This is a genomic window from Simplicispira lacusdiani, assembly GCF_003604195.1.
Lineage (GTDB): Bacteria > Pseudomonadota > Gammaproteobacteria > Burkholderiales > Burkholderiaceae_C > Simplicispira > Simplicispira lacusdiani.
In genome coordinates, this window is the sequence record NZ_QXGR01000005.1 from 245,248 (window position 1) to 267,252 (window position 22,005).

Here is a 22,005-nt window from a genome sequence, read left to right on the forward strand (position 1 = left end):
TGCCTGGGAGCCCAGTCTCAGGAGGCCAGCGAACGCATGATCGCGTCGGCGCACAGCGCCATCAGGCCGCCGGGCAGCAGGCCCAGCACCAGCAGCAGCGCGCCATTGAGCGTGAGCACCACGCGCACGTCCAGCGGAGCGGACACGGTGGTGGCCGTCAGCGGTGCGTCGAAGTACATCACCTTCACCACGCGCAGGTAGTAGAAGGCGCCGATCAGCGACATGAGCACGGCGAAAACGGCCATGGCGATATAGGGCGTCTGGCCCGAGGACAGGAGAGCCTGCAGCACCGAAAGCTTGGCGTAGAAACCCACCAGAGGCGGAATGCCGGCCATGGAGAACAGGCAGACAGCCAGCACGCCAGCGTACAGCGGGCTGCGCTGGTTCAGGCCGGCCATGTCGGAAATTTCCTCGCTCTCGAAACCCTCGCGCGCCAGCAGCAGGATCACGCCGAAGGCGGCCAGCGTGGTCAGCACGTAGGTCACGACGTAGAACATGGAGGCGCTGTAGGCGGCCTCGACGGTGGAGGCGTCCACATGGCCGTTGACCACGCCGGACATCAGGCCGAGCAGCACGAAGCCCATCTGCGAAATGGTGGAGTACGCCAGCATGCGCTTGAGGTTGGTCTGCGCGATGGCCGCGAGGTTACCCACCAGCAGCGAGCCGATGGCCAGGACCGCCAGCATCTGCTGCCAGTCGATCGCCAGGGGCAGCAGGCCGTCCACCAGCAGGCGCATGACCATGGCGAAGGCAGCCAGCTTGGGCGCGCCGCCGATCATCAGCGTGACCGCCGTGGGGGCGCCATGGTAGACGTCGGGCACCCACATGTGGAAGGGCACGGCGCCGAGCTTGAAGGCCAGGCCGGCCACGACGAACACCAGGCCGAACACCAGCACCTGGTGACGGATCTGGCCGGAGTTGACGGCCTTGAAGACTTCGCCGATGTCCAGCGAGCCCGTGGCACCGTAGAGCATGGACAGGCCGTAGAGCAGGAAACCGCTGGCCATGGCGCCCAGCACGAAGTACTTCATGGCGGCTTCGGTGGCGGTGGTGTGGTCGCGGCGCAGGGCCACCAGGGCATAGCTCGACAGCGTGAGCAGTTCTAGGCCCAGATAGATCACCAGGAAGTTGTTGCCGCCGATCATGATGAACATGCCCAGCAAGGCCAGCATGCCCAGCGTGAACAGCTCGCCGCCACGCAGCATACCGCGGTCGCCGGCATAGGGGCGGCCGTAGACCAGCGTCACCATCATCGCCACGGTGGCGAAGCACTTGAGCCAATTGCCCATGGCGTCGCTGACCACCATGTTGCCGAAGCCATAGAAGGTGTTGCCGCTGCTGGCATACAGCGCCTGCAGCACGGCCACCACGGCCAGTGAAAGCATGGTGAGCACATAGGTGCCCGTGCGGCGCGGGCTGGAGACGCCCAGGTCCACCAGCGCGATCACGCAGGCCATGACCAGAAGAACGATCTCCGGGTAAATCGCAAGCCAACTGATGTTGTCAATCATCTCGGTCTCTCAGTTCAGTCTGGTCAGTTCAGCTTGGACAGCGCCACATGCTTGAGCAGCTCGGCCACGGAGGTGTCCATCACGTCCGTGAAGGGGCGTGGGTACAGGCCCAGGTACAGCACGGCGATCGCCAGCAGGGCCATGACGAAGAATTCGCGGCTGCCGATGTCCAGCAGCTCCTTCACGTGCGCGTTGCCGGGCGCGCCAAGGTAGACGCGCTTGAACATCCAGAGGCTGTAGGCGGCACCGAAGATCAGCGCGGTGGCGGCCATCATGCCGATCCAGAAATTGGCCTTCACGGCGCCCAGGATCACCATCCATTCGCCCACGAAACCGGCGGTTCCGGGAAGGCCGCAGTTGGCCATGGTGAACAGCAGTGCGAATGCCGTGAAATTGGGCATGGTGTTGACGACACCACCATAAGCCGCGATTTCACGCGAGTGCACGCGGTCGTAGAGCACGCCGATGGAAAGGAACATCGCGGCGGACACGAAGCCGTGGGCGATCATCTGCACGATGCCGCCGGAGACGCCGAGATCGTTGAAGATGAAGAAACCCAGGGTCACGAAGCCCATGTGCGCCACGGACGAATAGGCCACGAGCTTCTTCATGTCCTTCTGCACCATGGCCACCAGGCCCACGTAGATCACGGCGATGAGCGACAGCGCGATCATCAGCCACGCCCATTCGCGCGAGGCATCGGGGGCGATGGGCAGCGAGAAGCGCAGGAAACCATAGGCGCCGAGCTTCAGCATGATGGCGGCCAGCACGGCGGAACCGCCGGTGGGGGCTTCAACGTGCACATCGGGCAGCCAGGTGTGCACCGGCCACATCGGCACCTTCACGGCGAAGGCCGCGAAGAAGGCGAAGAACAACAGCGTCTGCACGCCGGCGCCCAGCGGCAGCTTGTGCCAGGTGGCGATGTCGAAGCTGCCACCCGACTTGTTGTACAGGTAGATCAGCGCGATCAGCATCAACAGCGAACCGAGCAGCGTGTAGAGGAAGAACTTGAAGGCCGCGTAGATCTTGTTGGGGCCGCCCCAGATGCCGATGATGAGGTACATCGGAATCAGCGTGGCCTCGAAGAACACGTAGAACAGCATGCCGTCGACCGCGGCGAACACACCGATCATCAGGCCCGACAGGATGAGGAACGCCCCCATGTACTGGTTGACGCGCTCGGTGATCGATTCCCACGATGCGATCACGACGATGACCGTGATGAACGCGGTGAGCGGCACGAACCAGAACGAGATGCCATCCACGCCGAGGTGGTAGAAGACATTGAAGCTCTCGATCCAGGAACTCTTCTCCACGAACTGCAAGGCAGCCGTGCCGAGCTGGAAGCCGCTATAGAGCGGCAGCGTGACGGCAAATCCCACCAGGGCGCCCACCAGGGCCAGCCAGCGCACCGCGCCGGCATGTTTGTCGCTGCCGAAGGCCAGCAACAGGACGCCGAACGCGATGGGCGTCCAGATAGCAAGACTCAACAAACCCATTTTTGTTCTTCTCCTACTACTTGTTGAGCACGACGAAATACGTCATGAGCACGAAGATGCCCAGGATCATCACCAGCGCGTAGTGGAAGACGAAGCCCGTCTGCACCCGGCGCACCACACCCGCGACCCAGCCCACGATCTTCCAGGAACCGTTGACCAGTGCGCCATCGATCACGGCCTGGTCGCCACCCTTCCACAGGCCGACGCCCAAGGCACGGGCGCCGCGCGCCAGGATGTTCTCGTTGATCCAGTCGAGGTAGTACTTGTTCTCCAGCAAGGTATGGACCGGCTGGAACGTGCGCTTGATCGCCGCGGGCAGCGCGGGATTCACCATGTACATGTAGTACGACAGGGCCACGCCAGCGACCGCGAGCCAGAACGGCGCCGTCTGCAGGCCATGCAGGGCCATGCCCACGGAACCATGGAACATGGAGGCCAGTTGCGCCATGGCCGGGTGGCGCGCGGCATCGACGTAGATCACGCCCTTGAAGAAGTCGCCAAACAGCATGGGCTGGATGGTCATGAAACCGATGACCACCGAAGGCACGGCCAGCAGCACCAGCGGCACCGTGACGACCCAGGGCGACTCGTGCGGTTCGTGGTGGTCGTCATGGCCGTGACCATGGTCGTCATGGTGGTGCGCATCCGGGTTCTGGTCGTAGCGCTCCTTGCCATGGAAGACCAGGAAATACATGCGGAACGAATAGAAGGCCGTGACGAACACACCGGCCAGCACGGCGAAGTGCGCGAAGCCGGCCGCCGGCAGGTGGCTGAAGTGCACGGCCTCGATGATGCTGTCCTTGGAGTAAAAGCCCGAGAACAGCGGCGTGCCGATCAACGCCAGGGAGCCCAGCAGCGAGGTGATCCAGGTGATGGGCATGTACTTGCGCACGCCGCCCATCCAGCGGATGTCCTGGTTGTGGTGCATGCCCATGATGACCGAACCGGCGCCGAGGAACAGCAGGGCCTTGAAGAAGGCGTGGGTCATCAGGTGGAAGACGGCCACGGAATAGGCCGAAGCGCCGAGCGCCACGGTCATGTAACCCAGCTGCGACAACGTGGAATAGGCCACCACACGCTTGATGTCGTTCTGGATGATGCCCAGGAAACCCATGAACAGGGCCGTGATGGAGCCGATGATGAGGATGAAGTTCAGCGCTGCGTCGGACAACTCGAACAGCGGCGACATGCGCGCCACCATGAAGATGCCGGCCGTCACCATGGTGGCGGCGTGGATCAGCGCGGAGATGGGCGTGGGGCCTTCCATCGAGTCGGGCAGCCAGACGTGCAGCGGGAACTGGGCCGACTTGCCCATGGCGCCGATGAACAGGCAGACGCAGATCACGGTGATGAGCATCATGTCCTGGCCCATCACGTACCAGGGGAAGCCGATGGTGCCCAGCTCGCCCGCCTTGGCGAACACTTCGCCGTAGTTCAGCGTGCCGGTGTAGGCCACGATCAGGCCGATGCCGAGAATGAAGCCGAAGTCACCGACGCGGTTGACCAGGAACGCCTTCATGTTGGCGAAAATGGCCGTGGGCTTGTTGAACCAGAAACCGATCAGCAGGTAGGACACCAGACCCACGGCTTCCCATCCGAAGAAGAGCTGCAGCAGGTTATTGCTCATGACCAGTATGAGCATGGAGAAGGTGAACAGCGAGATGTACGCGAAGAAGCGGTTGTAGCCGTCGTCCTCCTCCATGTAGCCGATGGTGTAGATGTGCACCATCAGCGACACGAAGGTCACCACGCACATCATCATGGCGGTCAGGCTGTCGATCAGGAAGCCCACTTCCATTTTCAGGCCGCCCACGACCATCCAGGTGTAGATGGTTTCGTTGAAACGCGCACCGTCGAGCGCGACGCTCTTGAGCGTCATGGCCGACAGGACGAAGGCCACGAAAACGCCCAGGATGGTGAGGGTATGGCTCAGGCGGCGGCCGATCCAGTTGCCACCGAAGGTCGTGCCAAAGATACCGGCCAGCACGGCACCCGCCAGCGGCGCCAGCGGAACGGCCAGAAGCGTTGAAGCAGAGAGGGTTTGACTCATTGTTGCGAACCTTGCATGTCCGGAGACTCAACCCTGGAGGGTGTCGAGGGATTCCGCGTCGATGTTGGACTTGTTGCGGAACAGCAGCACCAGGATGGCCAGACCGATGGCCGATTCGGCCGCGGCCACCGTCAGGATGAAGAACACGAACACCTGCCCGTGCATGTCACCCAGGTAATGCGAGAAAGCAACGAAATTCATGTTGACGGCCAGCAGCATCAGTTCGATGGCCATCAGCAGGACGATGAGGTTCTTGCGGTTCAGGAAGATCCCGACGACGGCCAGGGCAAACAACATTGCCCCGAGCGTCAGGAAGTGGCCCAGCGTTGGCGTCATGCTTTTTTCTCCTCGACTGCTGGCTCGTCTGCGCTGGCCTCGGGCGCTTGTTGTGTCGCGGCCATTTTCACGATGTGCATCCGGTCGGCGGCGCGCACGCGGACCTGGATGGCCGGATTGATGGCCTTGGTGTCCTTGCGGCTGCGCAGGGTCAGGGCGATGGCGGCGATCATCGCCACCAGCAGGATCACGGCCGCGATCTCCACGGGATAGAGATAGCGCGTATACATGAGCAGGCCCAGTGCCTTGGTATTGGAGAGCGCGACCGCCTGCCCGGCGGCATTCACCGCGGCGGCCACGGCCTTGGGCTCCTCGACACCACGGAAGCCACCCATGAGCACGACGGCCATCTCAAAGGCGATCAAGGCGCCAATGGTGGCGGCCAACGGGAAGTGGCGCCAGAAGCCCTGGCGCATGCCCTCGACATCAATGTCGAGCATCATCACCACGAACAGGAACAGCACCATCACGGCCCCGAGGTACACGAGCACCAGCGCGATCGCCAGGAACTCCGCCTTGAGCAGGAACCACAAACCTGAGGCCTGCGAGAACGCAAGGATCAGGTGCAGCACGGCATGCACCGGGTTGCGCGCTGAGATCACCCGGAAGGCTGCGTACAGCAGCACGACCGAGAACAGATAGAAAAAACCAGTCTTGGCGTCCATGAATCGGTTCTTTGTAGAGGTCTGGCTTGAGGATGCGCGGCGCTTCAGCGGTACTTGGCGTCCGCTGCCTTGGCGGCGGCGATTTCGCCTTCGTAGCGGTCACCCACGGCCAGCAGCATGTCCTTGGTGAAATACAGGTCGCCGCGCTTTTCACCGTGGTATTCGAAGATCTGCGTCTCGACGATGGAGTCCACCGGGCAGCTCTCCTCGCAGAAACCGCAGAAGATGCACTTGGTCAGGTCGATGTCGTAGCGCGTGGTGCGGCGCGAGCCATCGTCGCGCACGTCGGACTCGATGGTGATCGCCATGGCCGGGCACACGGCCTCGCACAGCTTGCAGGCGATACAGCGCTCCTCGCCGTTGTCATAACGGCGCAGGGCATGCAGACCGCGGAAACGCGGCGACAGGGGAGTCTTCTCCTCCGGGAATTGCACCGTGACCTTGCGGCGCAGGGCATAGCGTCCCGTCAGGGCCATGCCCTTGACGAGCTCGACCAGCAGGAAACTCTTGAAAAAGTCCCGAAGGGAGAAAGATGCAGCAGCAACGGCAGCCATTCGTATGTCCCCGCTTTATTTCCAGATATTCCACGGCGAGAGCAACCAGCCCCCGACAATGAGCAGCCACACCAGGGTGACGGGAATGAAGATCTTCCAGCCCAGGCGCATGATCTGGTCATAGCGGAACCGGGGGAAGGTGGCCCGGATCCAGATGAACATGGAGATCATCACGAAGGTCTTGATGCCCAGCCAGATCCAGCCCGGAATGAAATCCAGCGCAGCGACGGGGGCCTGCCAGCCGCCAAAGAACATCAGCACCGCCAGGATGGACACCAGCCACATGCTGGCGTATTCGGCCAGGAAGAAGATGGCGAAACCCATGCCCGAGTACTCGACCATGTGGCCGGCCACGATTTCCGCTTCACCTTCGACCACGTCGAAGGGGTGGCGGTTGGTCTCGGCCACGGCCGAAATCATGTAGACCACGCAGATGGGCAGCAGCGGCAGCCAGTTCCAGGACAGGAACGGCAGACCCATGTTGGCGCCTGTGCCACGCGTCTGGCTCAGCACGATTTCTGTCAGGTTCATGCTGCCCGTGACCATGATGACCACCAGGAAGCAGAAGCCCATGGCGATTTCATAGCTCACCATCTGCGCAGAGGCGCGCAACGCGCCGAGGAACGCATACTTGGAGTTCGAGGCCCAGCCCGCGATGATCACGCCATAAACCTCGATGGAGGTGATGGCCATGACCAGCAGCAGACCGGCGTTGACGTTCGTCAGCGCCAGCTCGGGGCCGAAGGGGATCGCCACCCAGGCGGCCAGCGCCGGCATGATCGCCATCACCGGACCGAGGACGAACAGACCCTTGGCCGCAGCCGAGGGCTGGATGATTTCCTTGGTCAGCAGCTTGAGCGCGTCGGCGATCGGCTGCAGCAGGCCCAGCGGGCCCACGCGGTTGGGGCCGTGGCGCACCTGCATGAAGCCCAGGAGCTTGCGCTCCCACAGCGTGATGTAGGCCACCGCGCCCATCAGCGGCAGCAGCACGACCACGATCTTGATGAGGTTCCAGATCACGGGCCAGGCGGCGCCCGTCCACCAGCCCTGCGCAAGCAGGTTCAGGCCGAAGTTGTAGATCGCGTCGATCATGCCGCAGCTCCTTCACGTGCCAGACGGGCATCGGCGGTCAGTTGCAGGGATGTGGCGCGGCGCACCAGGCCATCGAGCTGGTAGATCGAAGCCACCACCGGATCGGCTGCGCCGGAAGGCGCGGCCTGCAGGGCGGCCTGCGTGGTGTTGTCGAGCAATTCTCCGGGCACGGACTGCGCTTGGCCAGCCAGGGTTCCCGTGGCCTTGGCCAGGACATCCTGCGAGGTCTCGAAATCGAAACCGGGCAGATCGAGCAGGTTGGCGAGCACGCGCAGCACCTTCCAGGCGGGGCGGGTTTCGCCCAGCGGACGCACGACGGCGTGGAAGCTCTGCAGGCGCCCTTCGGCGTTGACGAAGCTGCCCGAGGTCTCGGTGAACGGCGCGATGGGCAGCAGCACATCGCTGAACTCCATGTTGGTCTTGAACGGGCTCAGCGTCACGACCATCTCGGCCTGCGCCAGGGCCTCGACAACCTTGGCGCCGGCGGCGCTGTCGAACACCGGTTCGTTGTTCAGCAGGATCACGCCCTTGAGGCCGCCCGCCAGCATCTGTGCGGCATTCAGCCCGCCCTGGCCTGGAACAGCCTTCACCCACTGCGCGCCCACGGTGTTGGCGGCTTCGGTGAGGTAGCCCACGCTGGCGCCGGTCTGCGCGGCAATCCAGTTCGCCAGTGCCAGCAGGCTGGACGCCTGCGCATGGTGCGCGGCGGCATTGCCGAGCAGCACGGCCTTGTGTTCACCCGAAAGCAGCGCGGCGGCGATGGCGCGCGCCGTTTCATTGCCTGCCTGGCCGGAAGCCACGGGGGCGGCAACGCCCTTCTCCTGGGCGATGGCCGCTGCCACGTCGGCCAGGGCCTGCGTCCATGCGCCGGGCGCGGCCACCAGCGTGTGCGCCACGGGCATGGCCCAGTCGCGCACAACCGCATCGATGGCCGTGACCGTGCAGCCCTTGCGCGCCGCCTGGCGGATGCGCTGGGCGAACAGCGGATGGTCCTTGCGCAGATTGGAGCCCACGACGAGCGCGGACTGCAGCGTGGACAGCGAAGCGATGGAACGGCCCAGCCAGCGCACGCCAGCCGAAGCTTCGAACTCGGCATTGCGCAGACGGTAGTCGATGCTGCCGCTGCCCAGACCGCGTACCAACTCGCCGGCCAGGTATAACTCTTCGAGCGTGCTGTGCGGACTCACCAGTGCGCCGATGCTGCTGGCGCCCTTTTCCTTCTTGAGGCACTGCAAGCCGTTGACCACGTACTCAAGGGCGGTCTGCCAGTCCACTTCGATCCACTGGCCACCCTGCTTGAGCATGGGGCGCTGCAAACGCTCTTCACTGCCCAGCGCCTCATAGGAGAAACGGTCGCGGTCGGCGATCCAGCATTCGTTGATGTCCTCGTTCTCGAACGGCAGGACGCGCATGACCTTGTGGTTCTTGACCTGCACGATGAGGTTGGAACCCGTGGAGTCGTGCGGGCTGACGGACTTGCGGCGCGACAGCTCCCAGGTGCGGGCGCTGTAGCGGAACGGCTTGCTGGTGAGTGCGCCGACCGGGCAGATATCGATCATGTTGCCCGACAGCTCGGAATCGACAGTGTCGCCCGTGACCGTGGTGATCTCGGCATGCTCGCCGCGGTGGATCATGCCCAGCTCCATGACGCCAGCCACTTCCTGGCCGAAGCGCACACAGCGGGTGCAGTGGATGCAGCGGGACATTTCCTGCATGGAGATCAGCGGACCGACATCCTTGTGCGGCACGACGCGCTTCTCTTCCTCGTAGCGCGACGACGACGCGCCATAACCGACCGCCAAATCCTGCAGCTGGCATTCGCCACCCTGATCGCAGATCGGGCAATCGAGTGGGTGGTTGATGAGCAGGAACTCCATGACCGACTTCTGGGCCTGGATGGCCTTGTCGCTCTTGGTGCGCACCACCATGCCCTGCGTCACGGGCGTGGCGCAGGCAGGCATGGGCTTGGGAGCCTTTTCGACTTCCACCAGGCACATGCGGCAGCTGGCGGCAATGGAAAGCTTCTTGTGGTAGCAGAAATGCGGAATGTAGGTGCCGGCCTTCTCGGCGGCATGCATCACCATGCTGCCGGCGGCAACTTCCACTTTCTGGCCGTCAAGTTCAATTTCAACCATATGCTTTTCTCGCGATCAGGCGGAAGTTGCGGCCTGGGGGTTCGGTTTGCGGATCATCGCGTCGAATTCGTGCCGGTAGTGCTTGAGCATGGCGCGCACCGGCATGGCAGCCGCGTCGCCCAGGGCGCAGATCGTGCGACCCATGATGTTGCTGGCCACGTTGTCGAGCAGGTCCATGTCGGCCGGACGGCCGTCGCCGCGCTGGATGCGGTCGACCAGGCGCCAGAGCCAGCCCGTGCCTTCGCGGCAAGGCGTGCACTGCCCGCAGGATTCGTGCATGTAGAAATACGAAAGGCGCTTTAGCGATTCGACCATGCAGCGGCTGTCGTCCATGACGATCACTGCGCCAGAACCCAGCATGGAGCCGGCCTTGGCGATCGAGTCGTAGTCCATGGTGCATTCCATGATCACCGATGCTGGCAGCACCGGCGAGGACGAACCACCGGGAATCACGGCCTTGAGTTGCCGGCCCGTGCGCACGCCACCCGCCAATTCAAGCAGTTTCGAGAACGGCGTGCCCAGCGGGATTTCGTAGTTGCCGGGGCGCTCGACGTCACCGCTGACCGAGAAGATCTTGGTGCCGCCATTGTTCGGCTTGCCGCAGGCCAGGTAGGCCGCGCCGCCATTGCGGATGATCCACGGCACCGCGGCAAAGGTCTCGGTGTTATTGATGGTGGTGGGCTTGCCGTACAGACCGAAGCTGGCCGGGAACGGCGGCTTGAAGCGCGGTTGGCCCTTCTTGCCTTCCAGCGATTCGAGCAGCGCGGTTTCCTCACCGCAGATGTAGGCACCGAAGCCGTGGTGGGCGTGCAGCTGGAAGCTGAACGTGCTGCCCATGATGCTGTCGCCCAGGTAGCCTGCGGCGCGTGCCTCTTCCAGCGCGGCCTCGAAACGCTCGTACACCTGAAAAATTTCGCCGTGGATGTAGTTGTAGCCCAGCGAGATACCCATCGCATACGCGGCAATGATCATGCCTTCGATGACGATGTGCGGGTTGTACATCAGGATGTCGCGGTCCTTGCAGGTGCCCGGCTCGCCTTCATCCGAGTTACACACCAGGTGCTTCTGGCCCGGGAACTGGCGCGGCATGAAGCTCCACTTCAGACCCGTGGGAAAGCCCGCACCACCACGGCCGCGCAGCCCGGACTCCTTCACCGTGGCGATGACCTGGTCTTGCGTCAACCCTTCGCCGCCATCCTTGCCCAGGATTTGACGGAGCGCTTGGTAGCCGCCACGTGCTTCGTAGTCCTTGAGGCTCCAGTTGCTGCCGTTCAGATCTGCGTAGATTTGCGGGTTGATATGGCGGTCATGGAAACAGGTTTGAACACCCGTGGCCTGGAATTGCGCCAAAACTTGTGCGGCAGTGGTCATTGCTGGCCCTCCGCGGCGCGCAAGCCGTCAACCAACTGGTCAAGCTTGTCGTTGTCCATGAAGCTGCACATGTGGCGGTCACTCACCAGCATGGCCGGTGCGTCGGCGCAAGCGCCGAGGCACTCGCACTGCTGCAGGGTGAACATGCCGTCCGCCGTGGTTTCGCCCATGTGGATGCCCAGCTTCTTTTCCAGGTGGTGCAGCGCCTCGTTGCCACCGCGCAATTGGCACGGAAGGTTGGTGCAAACAGCCAGCTTGTACTTGCCCACCGGGTGCTGGTTGTACATGTTGTAGAAGGTCGTCACTTCATGGACGGCGATCTGCGGCATGCCGAGGTATTCGGCGATGCCCGCTTCGCTGGCCTCGCTCACATAACCCTGTTCCTGCTGCACGATGGCGAGGCAGGCCATGACGGCGGACTGTTTCTGTTCGGCCGGGTACTTGGCCACTTCGCGCGCAAAGCGCGCCTTGGTCGCTTCAGAAATCATCGGTCAATCTCTCCGAACACGATATCCATGGTGCCGATGATGGCGACCACGTCGGCCAGCATGTGGCCCCGGGCCATTTCGTCCAGCGTGGCCAAGTGGGCGAACCCCGGGGCACGGATCTTCAGGCGGTAGGGCTTGTTGGCGCCGTCGCTCACGAGGTAGATGCCGAACTCGCCCTTGGGATGCTCCACCGCTGCGTAGGCTTCGCCCTCGGGTACATGGAAGCCCTCGGTGAACAGCTTGAAGTGGTGGATCAGCTCTTCCATGTTGGTCTTCATGGACTGGCGATCCGGGGGAGCCACCTTGTGGTTGTCGGTGATGACGGGACCCGGATTAGCGCGCAGCCAATCGACGCACTGTTTGATGATGCGGTTGGATTCGCGCATCTCCTGCACGCGCACGAGATAGCGGTCGTAGCAGTCGCCCGTCTTGCCGACAGGGATGTCGAAATCCATGCGGTCGTAGACGTCGTAGGGCTGGGTCTTGCGCAGGTCCCAGGCGATACCGGAGCCACGCAGCATCGGGCCGGTCATGCCGAGGTTCAGGGCGCGCTCGGGCGTCACCACGCCGATGCCCACGGTACGCTGCTTCCAGATGCGATTGTCGGTCAGCAGGGTCTCGTACTCGTCCACAAGGCCGGGGAAGCGCTTCGTGAAGTCGTCAATGAAATCGAGCAGCGAGCCCTTGCGGTTCTCGTTGCGTTGCTCCAGCGACTTGGCGTTGCGCACCTTGCTCGCCTTGTACTGCGGCATGGAATCGGGCAGATCGCGGTACACGCCGCCGGGACGGAAGTAGGCCGCATGCATGCGCGCGCCGGACACGGCTTCGTACATGTCAAAGAGGTCTTCGCGCTCGCGGAAGGTGTAGATCAGGATGGTCGAGCTGCCGCAGTCGTTGCCGTGCGAACCCAGCCACATCAGGTGGTTCAGCAGGCGCGTGATTTCGGAGAACATCACGCGGATGTACTGCGCGCGCACCGGCACATCAATGCCCAGGAGCTTCTCAATGGCCAGGCAGTAGGCGTGCTCGTTGCACATCATGGACACGTAGTCGAGACGGTCCATGTAAGGCAGCGACTGGATGAAGGTCTTGTGCTCGGCCAGCTTCTCGGTGGCGCGATGCAGCAGACCGATGTGCGGATCAGCGCGCTGCACGACCTCGCCATCGAGCTCCAGCACGAGACGCAGCACGCCGTGGGCTGCGGGGTGCTGCGGCCCGAAGTTCAGGGAATAGTTCTTGATTTCAGCCATGGTTCACCGCAAAAGGCGCCGCGCCTCAGTGCAGGCCTCCGTAGTTGTCTTCGCGGATGATGCGCGGCGTGTTCTCGCGCGGCTCGATGCTGACGGGCTCATAGACCACACGGCGCTGCTGCGCGTCGTAGCGCATCTCGACATGGCCCGACAGCGGGAAATCCTTGCGGAACGGATGGCCGATGAAGCCGTAGTCGGTCAGGATGCGGCGCAGGTCGTTGTGGCCGTCGAAGACGATGCCATACAGGTCGAAGGCCTCGCGTTCGAACCAGGCCGCCGAGTTCCAGAGATCGGCGACCGAAGCCACCATCGGGAAATCATCTTCCGGGCAGAACACCTTGACGCGCACGCGCTGGTTCAGGCTGACGGACAGCAGATGTGAAACCACGCCGTAGCGCGGCCCCTCGGGCACGCGATCGCCGTAGGCGGAATAGTCCATACCGCAAAGATCGATGAGCTGCTCGAAGCGGCAAGCCGGCGCGTCGCGCAGGGTCCGCATGGCCTCGATGTAACTCGCAGCATGCACGACCACGGTCACTTCACCCAGGGCCACACGCACTTCGCGCGCCTTGTCGCCCAGCGCCTGCGCGATAACGTCCTTGAGTTTTTCGGGGTGGATGGCAACAGATGTCATGGAAACCCCTTCAGGCACGCGCGATGGTGTTGGTGCGGCGGATCTTCTGCTGCAGCTGGATGATGCCGTAGATCAGCGCCTCGGCCGTGGGCGGGCAGCCCGGCACATACACATCCACGGGCACGATGCGATCGCAACCGCGCACGACGGAATAGCTGTAGTGGTAATAACCACCGCCGTTGGCGCACGAGCCCATGGAGAGCACCCAGCGCGGCTCGCTCATCTGGTCGTAGACCTTGCGCAGCGCGGGCGCCATTTTGTTGCACAGGGTGCCGGCCACGATCATCAGATCGGACTGGCGCGGGCTGGCGCGGAACACTTCGGCGCCGAAGCGGCCGATGTCGTAGCGCGCAGCGGCCGCATGCATCATCTCGACGGCACAGCAGGCCAAGCCAAAGGTCATGGGCCACAGCGAACCCGTCTTGGCCCAGTTCACCACGGAGTCATAGCTCGTGGTGATGAAGCCTTCCTTCATCACGCCTTCAATCATTGCGTCAATCCTCGTTCAAGCCGCTCATTCCCAATCCAGGGCGCCCTTTTTCCATTCGTAGGCAAAACCCACGACCAGAACGGCCAGGAAAATCACCACGGCCACGAAGCCGGTCATCCCCACGTCCTGGAGCGCCACGGCCCAAGGAAACAGGAAGGCGATTTCAAGATCGAAAAGAATGAACAGAATGGCAACGAGGTAGTAGCGCACATCGAATTTCATGCGCGCGTCTTCGAAGGCTTCGAAGCCACACTCGTAGGGGGAATTTTTTGCCGCGTCGGGGCGATTGGGGCCCAGGATGTAACCTAGCGCCAGGGGTACGATACCCACCCCGATACCGACCAAGATGAACAAGAGGACGGGGAGATATTGATCGAGGTTCATCTTGTGGATGCGCTCACCGCTGGTGCCTCGCCCGTCATGACCGCAGTACGGAACATGCGGACAGGCTTGTTTGTGTTTGGTGCCGTCGGCGAGACTCGAACTCGCACAGCTTTCGCCACTACCCCCTCAAGATAGCGTGTCTACCAATTTCACCACGACGGCTTGTCTTGTCTGGGTGGCATGAGGAACCGGATGGCTTTGGCTTCCCAGACAGACCATGATTCTACTCCGGAAAAACCCTGTTACGGACTCCGGATGCAGATTTAATATGCTTTTATTTTGCAGGAATTTGACCCGCACCAGATGCCCCCTGAGCGGGCGCTGGTATGGCTGCCGCAGCGGGCGCAGCGGTACCCGGGATCGCAGCGGCGGAACCCGTTTCGGGTGCGGGCGCGGGTGCCACTGCCGCCGGCCCCTCCAGCACGCTGCCCGAACTGGCCGGACGGACATTGCCGAAGTAGGCCAGCGCCAGCGTGCAGACGAAAAACACCGCCGCCAGAATGGCCGTGGTGCGCGAGAGGAAGTTGGCGCTGCCGCTGGCGCCGAACAGGCTGCCGGAGCTTCCGCTACCGAAGGCCGCGCCCATGTCGGCGCCCTTGCCGTGCTGGACCAGGATCAGGCCAATCATTCCCAGAGCGGCCAGGATCTGCACCGTCAAAATCACGTTCGCAAGCATGCTCATTCTTCCAATACTCCTAAATTTATAGCTGACAGCGCCCGTTTTTACTGGGCTACTGCGATGATTTGTTGAAAGTCAGCGACCTTGAGCGAGGCTCCACCCACCAGGCCGCCATCGATATCCGGCTGCGCCAGCAGCTGCGCGGCATTGGCCGCGTTCATGCTGCCGCCGTAGAGCAGGCGGATGCTCGATGCGCGCGGGCTTGCGGCTGCCAGTTGCGCGCGCAGCACGGCATGCACCTGCTGCGCCTGCTCGGGCGAGGCTGTCTTGCCGGTGCCGATCGCCCAGACCGGCTCATAAGCCACGACCACTTCACTGATGCAGTGGCCGTTGAGATGGATCACCGCGGCCAGCTGGCGCCGCACCACGGCCTCGGTCTGGCCCGCCTCGCGCTCGGCCAGCGTTTCACCCACGCAGACGATGGGCGTGATGCCCGCCGCCAGCGCGCGCTGGGTCTTCACGGCCACATGCACATCGGTTTCGCCATGGTACTGGCGGCGCTCGGAATGCCCCACCAGCACATAGCGCACGCCGAATTCACGCAGCATGGCCGCCGAGACCTCGCCCGTGTAGGCGCCCGATTCGTGCTGCGACACATCCTGCGCGCCGACGGCCAGCGGCGAGCCCGCCGCCAGGGCCTGCACCTGTGCCAGGTAGGGCGCGGGCACGGCCACGGCCACGTCGCAGGCCGGCTGCGCGCCCAGGCCCGCCACCAGCGCGCGCACCAGCGCCTCGTTGGCAGCCAGGCTGCCGTTCATCTTCCAGTTGCCTGCAATGAGTTTCTTGTTCATGGTTACCACGTCAAAACAATCTTGCCCGTATGCCGGTTCGATTCCATCAGCGCATGGGCCTGCGCGGCATCGGCGGCGGCGAAAGTGCTGTGAATCACCGGGCGCACCGCGCCCGACGCCAACAGCGGCCAGACATGCTCGCGCAAGGCCTGCGCGATGGCGCCCTTGAACGCCACCGAGCGCGGCCGCAACGTGGAGCCCGTGATCGTCAGGCGCCGACGCAGCACCAGCCCGGCGTTGAATTCGCTCTGCAAACCGCCCTGCACCGCGATGATGACCAGGCGCCCATCCTCGGCGAGACACTCGACCTCGCGCGCCACGTAGCTGCCCGCCACCATGTCCAGCACCACGTCGACACCCTTGCCATCCGTGAGGCGGCGCGCCTCGGCGGCGAAGTCCTGTGTGTTGTAGTTGATGGCATGGTGCGCGCCCAGGGCCAGGCAGGCGGCGCATTTTTCATCGCTACCTGCCGTGACGATGACCGTGGCGCCAAAGGCACGGCCCAACTGGATGGCGGTGACGCCGATGCCGCTGCTGCCCCCCTGCACCAGCAAGGTTTCGCCAGGTTGCAGGCGCCCGCGGTCGAAAACGTTGCTCCAGACGGTAAAGAAGGTCTCGGGCAGCGAGGCGGCCTCGATGTCGCTCAGGCCCTGCGGCACCGGCAGGCACTGCTCTACCGGTGCCACGCACCATTCGGCATAGCCTCCGCCCGCCATCAGCGCACAGACACGGTCACCCACGCGCAGGCCGGCCGATGCCATGGCCTCCGCGTCGCCGCCCTGCACTACCCCGGCGACCTCCAGGCCCGGCAGGTCGGAAGCCCCTGGAGGCGGTGCGTAGTGGCCCTTGCGCTGCACCACGTCCGGGCGGTTGATGCCGCTGGCACTGACGCGGATCAGCACCTCGCCGGCACCGGCGACGGGTTGCGGCCGCTCGCCCAGGCGCAGCACCTCGGGGGCGCCGAACGCGGTGATTTCTACTGCACGCATGATTGGGATGAGAATCAAGGAATTTGCATGATTTCGGCTTCTAGCGCCTACTAGATAAGCGCCAGAAGCTATTAAATCAATAGCAAATCACCCGTTGAGCTGGCCTTGCTGGTCCAGCGGCAGGGCTTGCTGCTGTTGCTGTTCGCTCACTGCAGGTTCGCGGTGCTCGCGGGGTTCGCGCGGTTCACGGCGTTCGGCGGGTGCCGGCCGATCGCTGCCGCCATGGGGAGCACGTTCGAGCAGCGCCTTCATGGACAGCTTGACGCGGCCCTTTTCGTCGGTTTCCAGCACCTTGACCTTGACGATCTGGCCTTCGCTCAGGTAGTCGGTGACCTTCTCCACGCGCTCGTGAGCGATCTGGCTGATGTGCAGCAGACCATCCTTGCCAGGCAGCAGGTTGATGAGGGCACCAAAGTCCAGGATCTTGGTGACCGGGCCTTCGTAGACCTTGCCGATTTCCACTTCGGCCGTGATCTGCTCGATGCGGCGCTTGGCTTCATCGGCCTTGGCGGCTTCGGTGGCGGCGATGGTGATGGTGCCGTCTTCCTCGATGTTGATCTGGCAGCCGGTCTCTTCGGTCAGCGCACGGATCACGGCGCCGCCCTTGCCGATCACGTCACGGATCTTCTCGGGGTTGATCTTCATGGTGTAGAGCTTGGGCGCGAAGTTGCTCACTTCGGCCTTGGCTTCGCCCATGGCTTCCTGCATCTTGCCCAGGATGTGCATGCGCGCTTCCTTGGCCTGGGCCAGGGCGACCTGCATGATTTCCTTGGTGATGCCCTGGATCTTGATGTCCATCTGCAGGGCGGTGATGCCGTTGGTCGTGCCGGCCACCTTGAAGTCCATGTCGCCCAGGTGATCCTCATCGCCCAGAATGTCGGTCAGCACGGCGAAGCGGTTGGCATCCTTGATCAGACCCATGGCGATACCGGCCACGTGGGCCTTCATGGGCACGCCGGCGTCCATCAGCGACAGGCAGCCGCCGCAGACGGAGGCCATCGACGAGGAGCCGTTGGATTCGGTGATTTCCGACACCACGCGCATGGTGTAGGGAAACTCTTCCTTGGTCGGCAGCACGGCGACCAGGGCACGCTTGGCCAGACGGCCATGGCCCACCTCGCGGCGCTTGGTGCTGCCCATGCGGCCCACTTCGCCGGTGGCGAAGGGAGGCATGTTGTAGTGCAGCATGAAGCGGTCCTCGAACTCGCCGGCCAGCGCGTCGATGCGCTGCGCGTCGCGCTCGGTGCCCAGCGTGGCCACCACCAGCGCCTGGGTCTCGCCGCGCGTGAACAGGGCGGAGCCATGGGTGCGGGGCAGCACGCTGTTGCGGATCTCGATGGGGCGCACGGTGCGCGTGTCGCGGCCGTCGATGCGGGGCTCGCCGGCCAGGATCTGGCCGCGCACGATACGCGCTTCGATCTCGAACAGCAGGCCTTCGACCTTGACGCTGTCGAACTCCACGCCTTCGGCCTTCAGGCCTTCCATCACGGCGGCATAGGCCTCGCGGCAGGCCTGGGTACGGCTTTGCTTGTTGCGGATCTGGTAGGCGGCGCGCAGCTTGTCTTCAGCCAGGGCATTCACCTTGGCGATGAGGGGCTCATCCTTGGCGGGCGCTTCCCACTGCCACACGGGCTTGCCTGCGTCACGCACGAGTTCGTGGATGGCGTTGATCGCCACCTTGCCTTGCTCGTGGCCGAACACCACGGCGCCCAGCATGATGTCTTCGGACAGTTGTTGCGCCTCGGACTCCACCATCAGCACGGCGGCCTCGGTGCCGGCGACAACCAGGTCCATCTGGCTGTTCTTGCGAGCGGTCTGGCCCGGGTTCAGCACGTATTCGCCGTTGATGTAACCCACGCGCGCGGCACCGATGGGGCCGTTGAACGGGATGCCCGAGACAGCCAGGGCCGCCGAGGTGGCAATCATGGCGGCGATGTCGGCGTCCACTTCGGGGTTCAGCGACACGGTGTGGATGACCACGTGCACTTCATTGAAGAAGCCCTCGGGGAACAGCGGGCGGATCGGACGGTCGATCAGGCGGCTGGTCAGGGTTTCGAGTTCGCTGGGCTTGGCTTCGCGCTTGAAGAAGCTGCCGGGGATCTTGCCGGCGGCGTAGGTCTTCTCGATGTAGTCCACCGTGAGGGGGAAGAAGTCCTGGCCGGGCTTGGCCGACTTGGATGCCACCACGGTGGCCAGCACCACGGTATCGTCGATGTTCACCAGCACGGCGCCCGTGGCCTGGCGGGCGATTTCGCCCGTTTCCATGACGACGGTCTTGTCGCCCCACTGGAAGCTCTTGGTGACTTTGTTGAAAATGCTCATGTTTGCTCCTGATTTAATAGCTGGTAGCGCCTACCAGCAAGCGCCAGCGGTCAATTCAGAACACGATGCCATTCCAGTGAAACCGCACGCGGAGTTCAGTGGAATGACACAGCTTCGCTCTGTCTTGCACACCGGCAAAGTAAAAAACGCCTGAGCTAGCGCGCTAACCCAGGCGTTTTTGCATGTGACGACAATTACTTGCGCAGACCCAGCTTGGCGATCAGTGCGGTGTAACGGTCGGCGTCCTTGGCCTTGAGGTAGTCCAGCAGCTTGCGGCGACGGCTCACCATGCGCAGCAGGCCACGGCGACCATGGTGGTCCTTGGCGTGCGTCTTGAAGTGGGGCATCAGTTCATTGATGCGTGCGGTGAGCAGCGCCACTTGCACTTCCGGGCTGCCGGTATCGTTGGCGGCACGGGCGTTGGCCTTGACGACTTCGGCCTTGATAGAGGATGCGATCATTGAATTTCCTTGAATGCGGCGAGCAGCCTCTCTTTTGAAGGGCCGCAGGCACTGGTTTTACTTGCGCCAGAAGCTGGAAGGGCCACTGGCGTGCGTCTTGCACCATGCAAAACCTGCCGATTATAGCTTGAGCCAGCTTTCCAGTCTGCGCACCCCTTCCACCAGGCGCTGCGGGTCCCGCGAGGCAAAGCACCAGCGCAGCCAGCCCTGCGCCTCGCTCCCGAAGGCGTCGCCGGGCGCGAGGCCCAGGCCTGCCTCCGTCACGAGCCGCTTGGCGGTCGCGAGCGAATCGCCCTGCCCTGCCAGCCGAAAGAAGGCATACATGCCGCCGCGCGCCGGCGCCACCTCGACGCCCGGCAGCGCCTGCAACAGCGGCACCAGAGTGTCCCGGCACAAGCGCAGATGTGCCACCACGCGCGGAGTGATCTCGTCCACATGCCGCAGGGCCGCCTGTCCCGCACGCTGCGTGAACACGCTGATGCAGGAAGTGTTGAACTCGATCAATTTGCCAACATGGTGCGCCATGCCGGGCGGCAGCACCATCCAGCCCAGGCGCCAGCCGGTCATGAGGAAACTCTTGGAGAAGCTGTGCACTACTACCAGCCGGTCTTGAGGATTGGCCACATCCAGGAAACTCGGGGCGCAGCCATTGGCGGACGGCTCGTAGTACAGGCGCTCGTAGACCTCGTCGGCCAGGATCCAGGTGCCCGTCGCACGACAATGGGCCAGGATCTGCCGCTGCTCGTCCCGGGTCAACGTCCAGCCCGTCGGATTGTTCGGCGCATTGAGCACCAGCAAGCGCGTGGCCGGAGTAATGGCCGCCAGCAAGGCCTCCATATCCAGGGCCCATGCGCCGTCGGCGCAGGGCCGCAGCGCAACACAGCGCAGGCGTGCGCCCAGGATGAGCGGCTGGGCCGTGAGATTGGGCCAGACCGGCGTGACGGCCACGACCTCGTCGCCTGCATCCACCAGCGCCTGAACCGCCAGCATCAGCGCATTGACGCCGCCCGACGTGATGGCGATGCGCTCCGCGTCCACCGGGCCGTGCAGCCTCGTCATATAGTCCGCCACAGCTTCGCGCAACGCGGGCAGGCCCAGGTTGTGGGCATAGAAAGTCTCGCCGCGCTCGATGGACGCGATGGCCGCCCGCCGAACCACCTCGGGGGTATTCTCATCGCTTTCACCAAACCAGAAGGCCAGCACATCGCTGCGCCCCAGGCCCACATTGGCCACTTCGCGGATTCGGGATTCTTCGAGGTCGAGGATGGTTTGGCGCATGGCAGGATGTAGAAGCAAAGCCTAGAAAGCCGGTGCATCCTAAGACATCCCTCCCGACCTCGCTCCCCCCAAGCCCCCATGACGCCCAAACCACTCCCATCACCACACCGCCCCGCACTGCGCTCCCCGCTTCGTCCGCATGTCCTGCTGGCGGCCATGCTCGCCCTGAGCCTGTCCGTCAGCCCGGGCGAAGCACTGGCCAAGCGCCCAAAGAACGATCCAGCCATGGCCGGCGAAAGCGCCAAAAAGAAAGGCGTCAGCAAAATCACCTACCAGCGCAGCACGTCGGAGGAATCCTCCGCCGAGCGGGATCGCCGCCTCTACAGGGAATGCAAGGGCATGCACAACGCAGGCGCTTGCAGGGGATACACGCGCAAATAGCAGCCGCTCGTCCTCGCGCCAGAGCCATTCGTCATGGGAGCCATCCCACGGCAAGGCCATGACTCCTAGCATGGCTCCATGCATGCATTGACCCCCTATCGCATTCTCGGCAAGCCGCCAGGAACGCGCCGCATCCTGGCACTGCGAGGCTTCACCGCCATTGAATTGATGGTCGTGGTGGCCATCGTGGCCATCCTGGCCGCCTTGGCATTGCCCAGCTTCACGCCCTTGATCGAACGCTGGCGGGTGCGCGATGCAGCGGAAAACCTTCAATCCACAATCTATTTCGCCCGCTCCGAGGCAATTAAGCAGGGCGGGGGGATCTCCATTGATGCCACCGGCGGCTGGAACGCCGGATGGAAAGTCAATCTTATTCAAAACGGCGCGACTACAGAATTGAAAGTCAATGCGGCCTCGGCCAAAGTCGCGATCACCCATAGCAACGGTAAAACCCAACTCTTTATAGATCGTTGGGGGATGCTGTCCGAAACCAGTGGCGGCGCATCGACAACCATGAATCTTTTGTTCCATCCTGTGGGCAAGTCTGGCACGGACAGCAGCGCCATTCGGCTCTGCATCGCAGGGAGTGGACGCATCGTCCAGATGAAACAAGGCGCTGCCTGCCCGTCCTGAATTTCTGCAGAC

The 22,005-nt window shown here is 63.4% G+C and carries 22 protein-coding genes and 1 tRNA gene; 2 read left to right on the top strand and 21 right to left on the bottom strand.

Annotated elements, in window-relative coordinates; all coding sequences use genetic code 11:
* Positions 1 to 17: 17 nt before the first annotated feature.
* The 21 genes from nuoN to D8S75_RS09135 form a co-directional block, all read right to left on the bottom strand.
* Positions 18 to 1,511, bottom strand: coding sequence for an NADH-quinone oxidoreductase subunit NuoN (nuoN, locus tag D8S75_RS09035; protein ID WP_119965995.1), 1,494 nt, complete (start codon positions 1,509 to 1,511; stop codon positions 18 to 20).
* A 23-nt stretch (positions 1,512 to 1,534) separates the two neighbouring features.
* Complete coding sequence (locus D8S75_RS09040) at positions 1,535 to 3,010, bottom strand: NADH-quinone oxidoreductase subunit M (RefSeq protein WP_119965997.1); 1,476 nt, start codon at positions 3,008 to 3,010, stop codon at positions 1,535 to 1,537.
* Positions 3,011 to 3,026: 16 nt separating this feature from the next.
* Positions 3,027 to 5,060: an NADH-quinone oxidoreductase subunit L gene (gene nuoL, locus D8S75_RS09045; RefSeq protein WP_119965999.1), complete on the bottom strand. Its 2,034-nt coding sequence runs from the start codon at positions 5,058 to 5,060 to the stop codon at positions 3,027 to 3,029.
* Positions 5,061 to 5,087: 27 nt separating this feature from the next.
* Entirely contained in the window at positions 5,088 to 5,396 is a 309-nt protein-coding gene (nuoK, locus tag D8S75_RS09050; protein ID WP_119966000.1) for an NADH-quinone oxidoreductase subunit NuoK, read from the bottom strand.
* Positions 5,393 to 6,061: an NADH-quinone oxidoreductase subunit J gene (locus tag D8S75_RS09055; protein WP_119966002.1), complete on the bottom strand. Its 669-nt coding sequence runs from the start codon at positions 6,059 to 6,061 to the stop codon at positions 5,393 to 5,395. The genes nuoK and D8S75_RS09055 overlap by 4 nt, the downstream gene beginning before the upstream one ends.
* 44 nt (positions 6,062 to 6,105) lie before the next feature.
* Positions 6,106 to 6,615: an NADH-quinone oxidoreductase subunit NuoI gene (nuoI, locus tag D8S75_RS09060; RefSeq protein ID WP_119966003.1), complete on the bottom strand. Its 510-nt coding sequence runs from the start codon at positions 6,613 to 6,615 to the stop codon at positions 6,106 to 6,108.
* A gap of 15 nt (positions 6,616 to 6,630) precedes the next feature.
* Positions 6,631 to 7,707: an NADH-quinone oxidoreductase subunit NuoH gene (nuoH, locus tag D8S75_RS09065; RefSeq protein WP_119966005.1), complete on the bottom strand. Its 1,077-nt coding sequence runs from the start codon at positions 7,705 to 7,707 to the stop codon at positions 6,631 to 6,633.
* Positions 7,704 to 9,842 (bottom strand): NADH-quinone oxidoreductase subunit NuoG, encoded by a 2,139-nt coding sequence (gene nuoG, locus D8S75_RS09070; RefSeq protein ID WP_119966007.1) that lies wholly within the window; start codon positions 9,840 to 9,842, stop codon positions 7,704 to 7,706. Before nuoG ends, nuoH begins: the two co-directional genes overlap by 4 nt.
* A gap of 15 nt (positions 9,843 to 9,857) precedes the next feature.
* Positions 9,858 to 11,213, bottom strand: a complete 1,356-nt coding sequence (nuoF, locus tag D8S75_RS09075; protein WP_119966009.1) for an NADH-quinone oxidoreductase subunit NuoF — start codon at positions 11,211 to 11,213, stop codon at positions 9,858 to 9,860.
* Positions 11,210 to 11,701 (bottom strand): NADH-quinone oxidoreductase subunit NuoE, encoded by a 492-nt coding sequence (nuoE, locus tag D8S75_RS09080; protein WP_119966011.1) that lies wholly within the window; start codon positions 11,699 to 11,701, stop codon positions 11,210 to 11,212. Before nuoE ends, nuoF begins: the two co-directional genes overlap by 4 nt.
* Positions 11,698 to 12,951: an NADH-quinone oxidoreductase subunit D gene (locus tag D8S75_RS09085; protein ID WP_119966012.1), complete on the bottom strand. Its 1,254-nt coding sequence runs from the start codon at positions 12,949 to 12,951 to the stop codon at positions 11,698 to 11,700. Before D8S75_RS09085 ends, nuoE begins: the two co-directional genes overlap by 4 nt.
* 25 nt (positions 12,952 to 12,976) lie before the next feature.
* Positions 12,977 to 13,585 carry an NADH-quinone oxidoreductase subunit C gene (locus tag D8S75_RS09090; protein WP_119966014.1) on the bottom strand — a complete coding sequence of 203 codons (609 nt, stop codon included), beginning with the start codon at positions 13,583 to 13,585 and terminating at the stop codon, positions 12,977 to 12,979.
* 10 nt (positions 13,586 to 13,595) lie between these two features.
* On the bottom strand, positions 13,596 to 14,075 hold the full coding sequence (locus D8S75_RS09095; protein ID WP_005793239.1) for a NuoB/complex I 20 kDa subunit family protein: 480 nt from the start codon (positions 14,073 to 14,075) through the stop codon (positions 13,596 to 13,598).
* 24 nt (positions 14,076 to 14,099) lie between these two features.
* A complete protein-coding gene (locus tag D8S75_RS09100) occupies positions 14,100 to 14,459 on the bottom strand; it encodes an NADH-quinone oxidoreductase subunit A (protein WP_119966016.1) in 360 nt (119 codons plus the stop codon).
* Between the two features lie 77 nt (positions 14,460 to 14,536).
* A tRNA-Leu gene (locus tag D8S75_RS09105) sits at positions 14,537 to 14,621 on the bottom strand.
* A 112-nt stretch (positions 14,622 to 14,733) separates the two neighbouring features.
* Positions 14,734 to 15,141: a preprotein translocase subunit SecG gene (secG, locus tag D8S75_RS09110; RefSeq protein ID WP_119966018.1), complete on the bottom strand. Its 408-nt coding sequence runs from the start codon at positions 15,139 to 15,141 to the stop codon at positions 14,734 to 14,736.
* A gap of 41 nt (positions 15,142 to 15,182) precedes the next feature.
* Positions 15,183 to 15,929 carry a triose-phosphate isomerase gene (gene tpiA, locus D8S75_RS09115; RefSeq protein ID WP_119966020.1) on the bottom strand — a complete coding sequence of 249 codons (747 nt, stop codon included), beginning with the start codon at positions 15,927 to 15,929 and terminating at the stop codon, positions 15,183 to 15,185.
* A 2-nt stretch (positions 15,930 to 15,931) separates the two neighbouring features.
* Positions 15,932 to 16,918: an NAD(P)H-quinone oxidoreductase gene (locus D8S75_RS09120; protein ID WP_119966021.1), complete on the bottom strand. Its 987-nt coding sequence runs from the start codon at positions 16,916 to 16,918 to the stop codon at positions 15,932 to 15,934.
* Between the two features lie 87 nt (positions 16,919 to 17,005).
* Positions 17,006 to 19,240, bottom strand: coding sequence for a polyribonucleotide nucleotidyltransferase (pnp, locus tag D8S75_RS09125; protein ID WP_119966023.1), 2,235 nt, complete (start codon positions 19,238 to 19,240; stop codon positions 17,006 to 17,008).
* A 194-nt stretch (positions 19,241 to 19,434) separates the two neighbouring features.
* Entirely contained in the window at positions 19,435 to 19,701 is a 267-nt protein-coding gene (rpsO, locus tag D8S75_RS09130; protein WP_034712472.1) for a 30S ribosomal protein S15, read from the bottom strand.
* Positions 19,702 to 19,821: 120 nt separating this feature from the next.
* Positions 19,822 to 20,979 carry a pyridoxal phosphate-dependent aminotransferase gene (locus D8S75_RS09135; protein WP_119966025.1) on the bottom strand — a complete coding sequence of 386 codons (1,158 nt, stop codon included), beginning with the start codon at positions 20,977 to 20,979 and terminating at the stop codon, positions 19,822 to 19,824.
* 156 nt (positions 20,980 to 21,135) lie between these two features.
* Between D8S75_RS09135 and D8S75_RS09140 the strand changes: the two genes are divergently transcribed.
* Both D8S75_RS09140 and D8S75_RS09145 read left to right on the top strand, forming a co-directional pair.
* Positions 21,136 to 21,360 carry a hypothetical protein gene (locus D8S75_RS09140; protein ID WP_232828990.1) on the top strand — a complete coding sequence of 75 codons (225 nt, stop codon included), beginning with the start codon at positions 21,136 to 21,138 and terminating at the stop codon, positions 21,358 to 21,360.
* 78 nt (positions 21,361 to 21,438) lie between these two features.
* Positions 21,439 to 21,993: a GspH/FimT family pseudopilin gene (locus tag D8S75_RS09145; protein WP_119966027.1), complete on the top strand. Its 555-nt coding sequence runs from the start codon at positions 21,439 to 21,441 to the stop codon at positions 21,991 to 21,993.
* Positions 21,994 to 22,005: the final 12 nt, after the last annotated feature.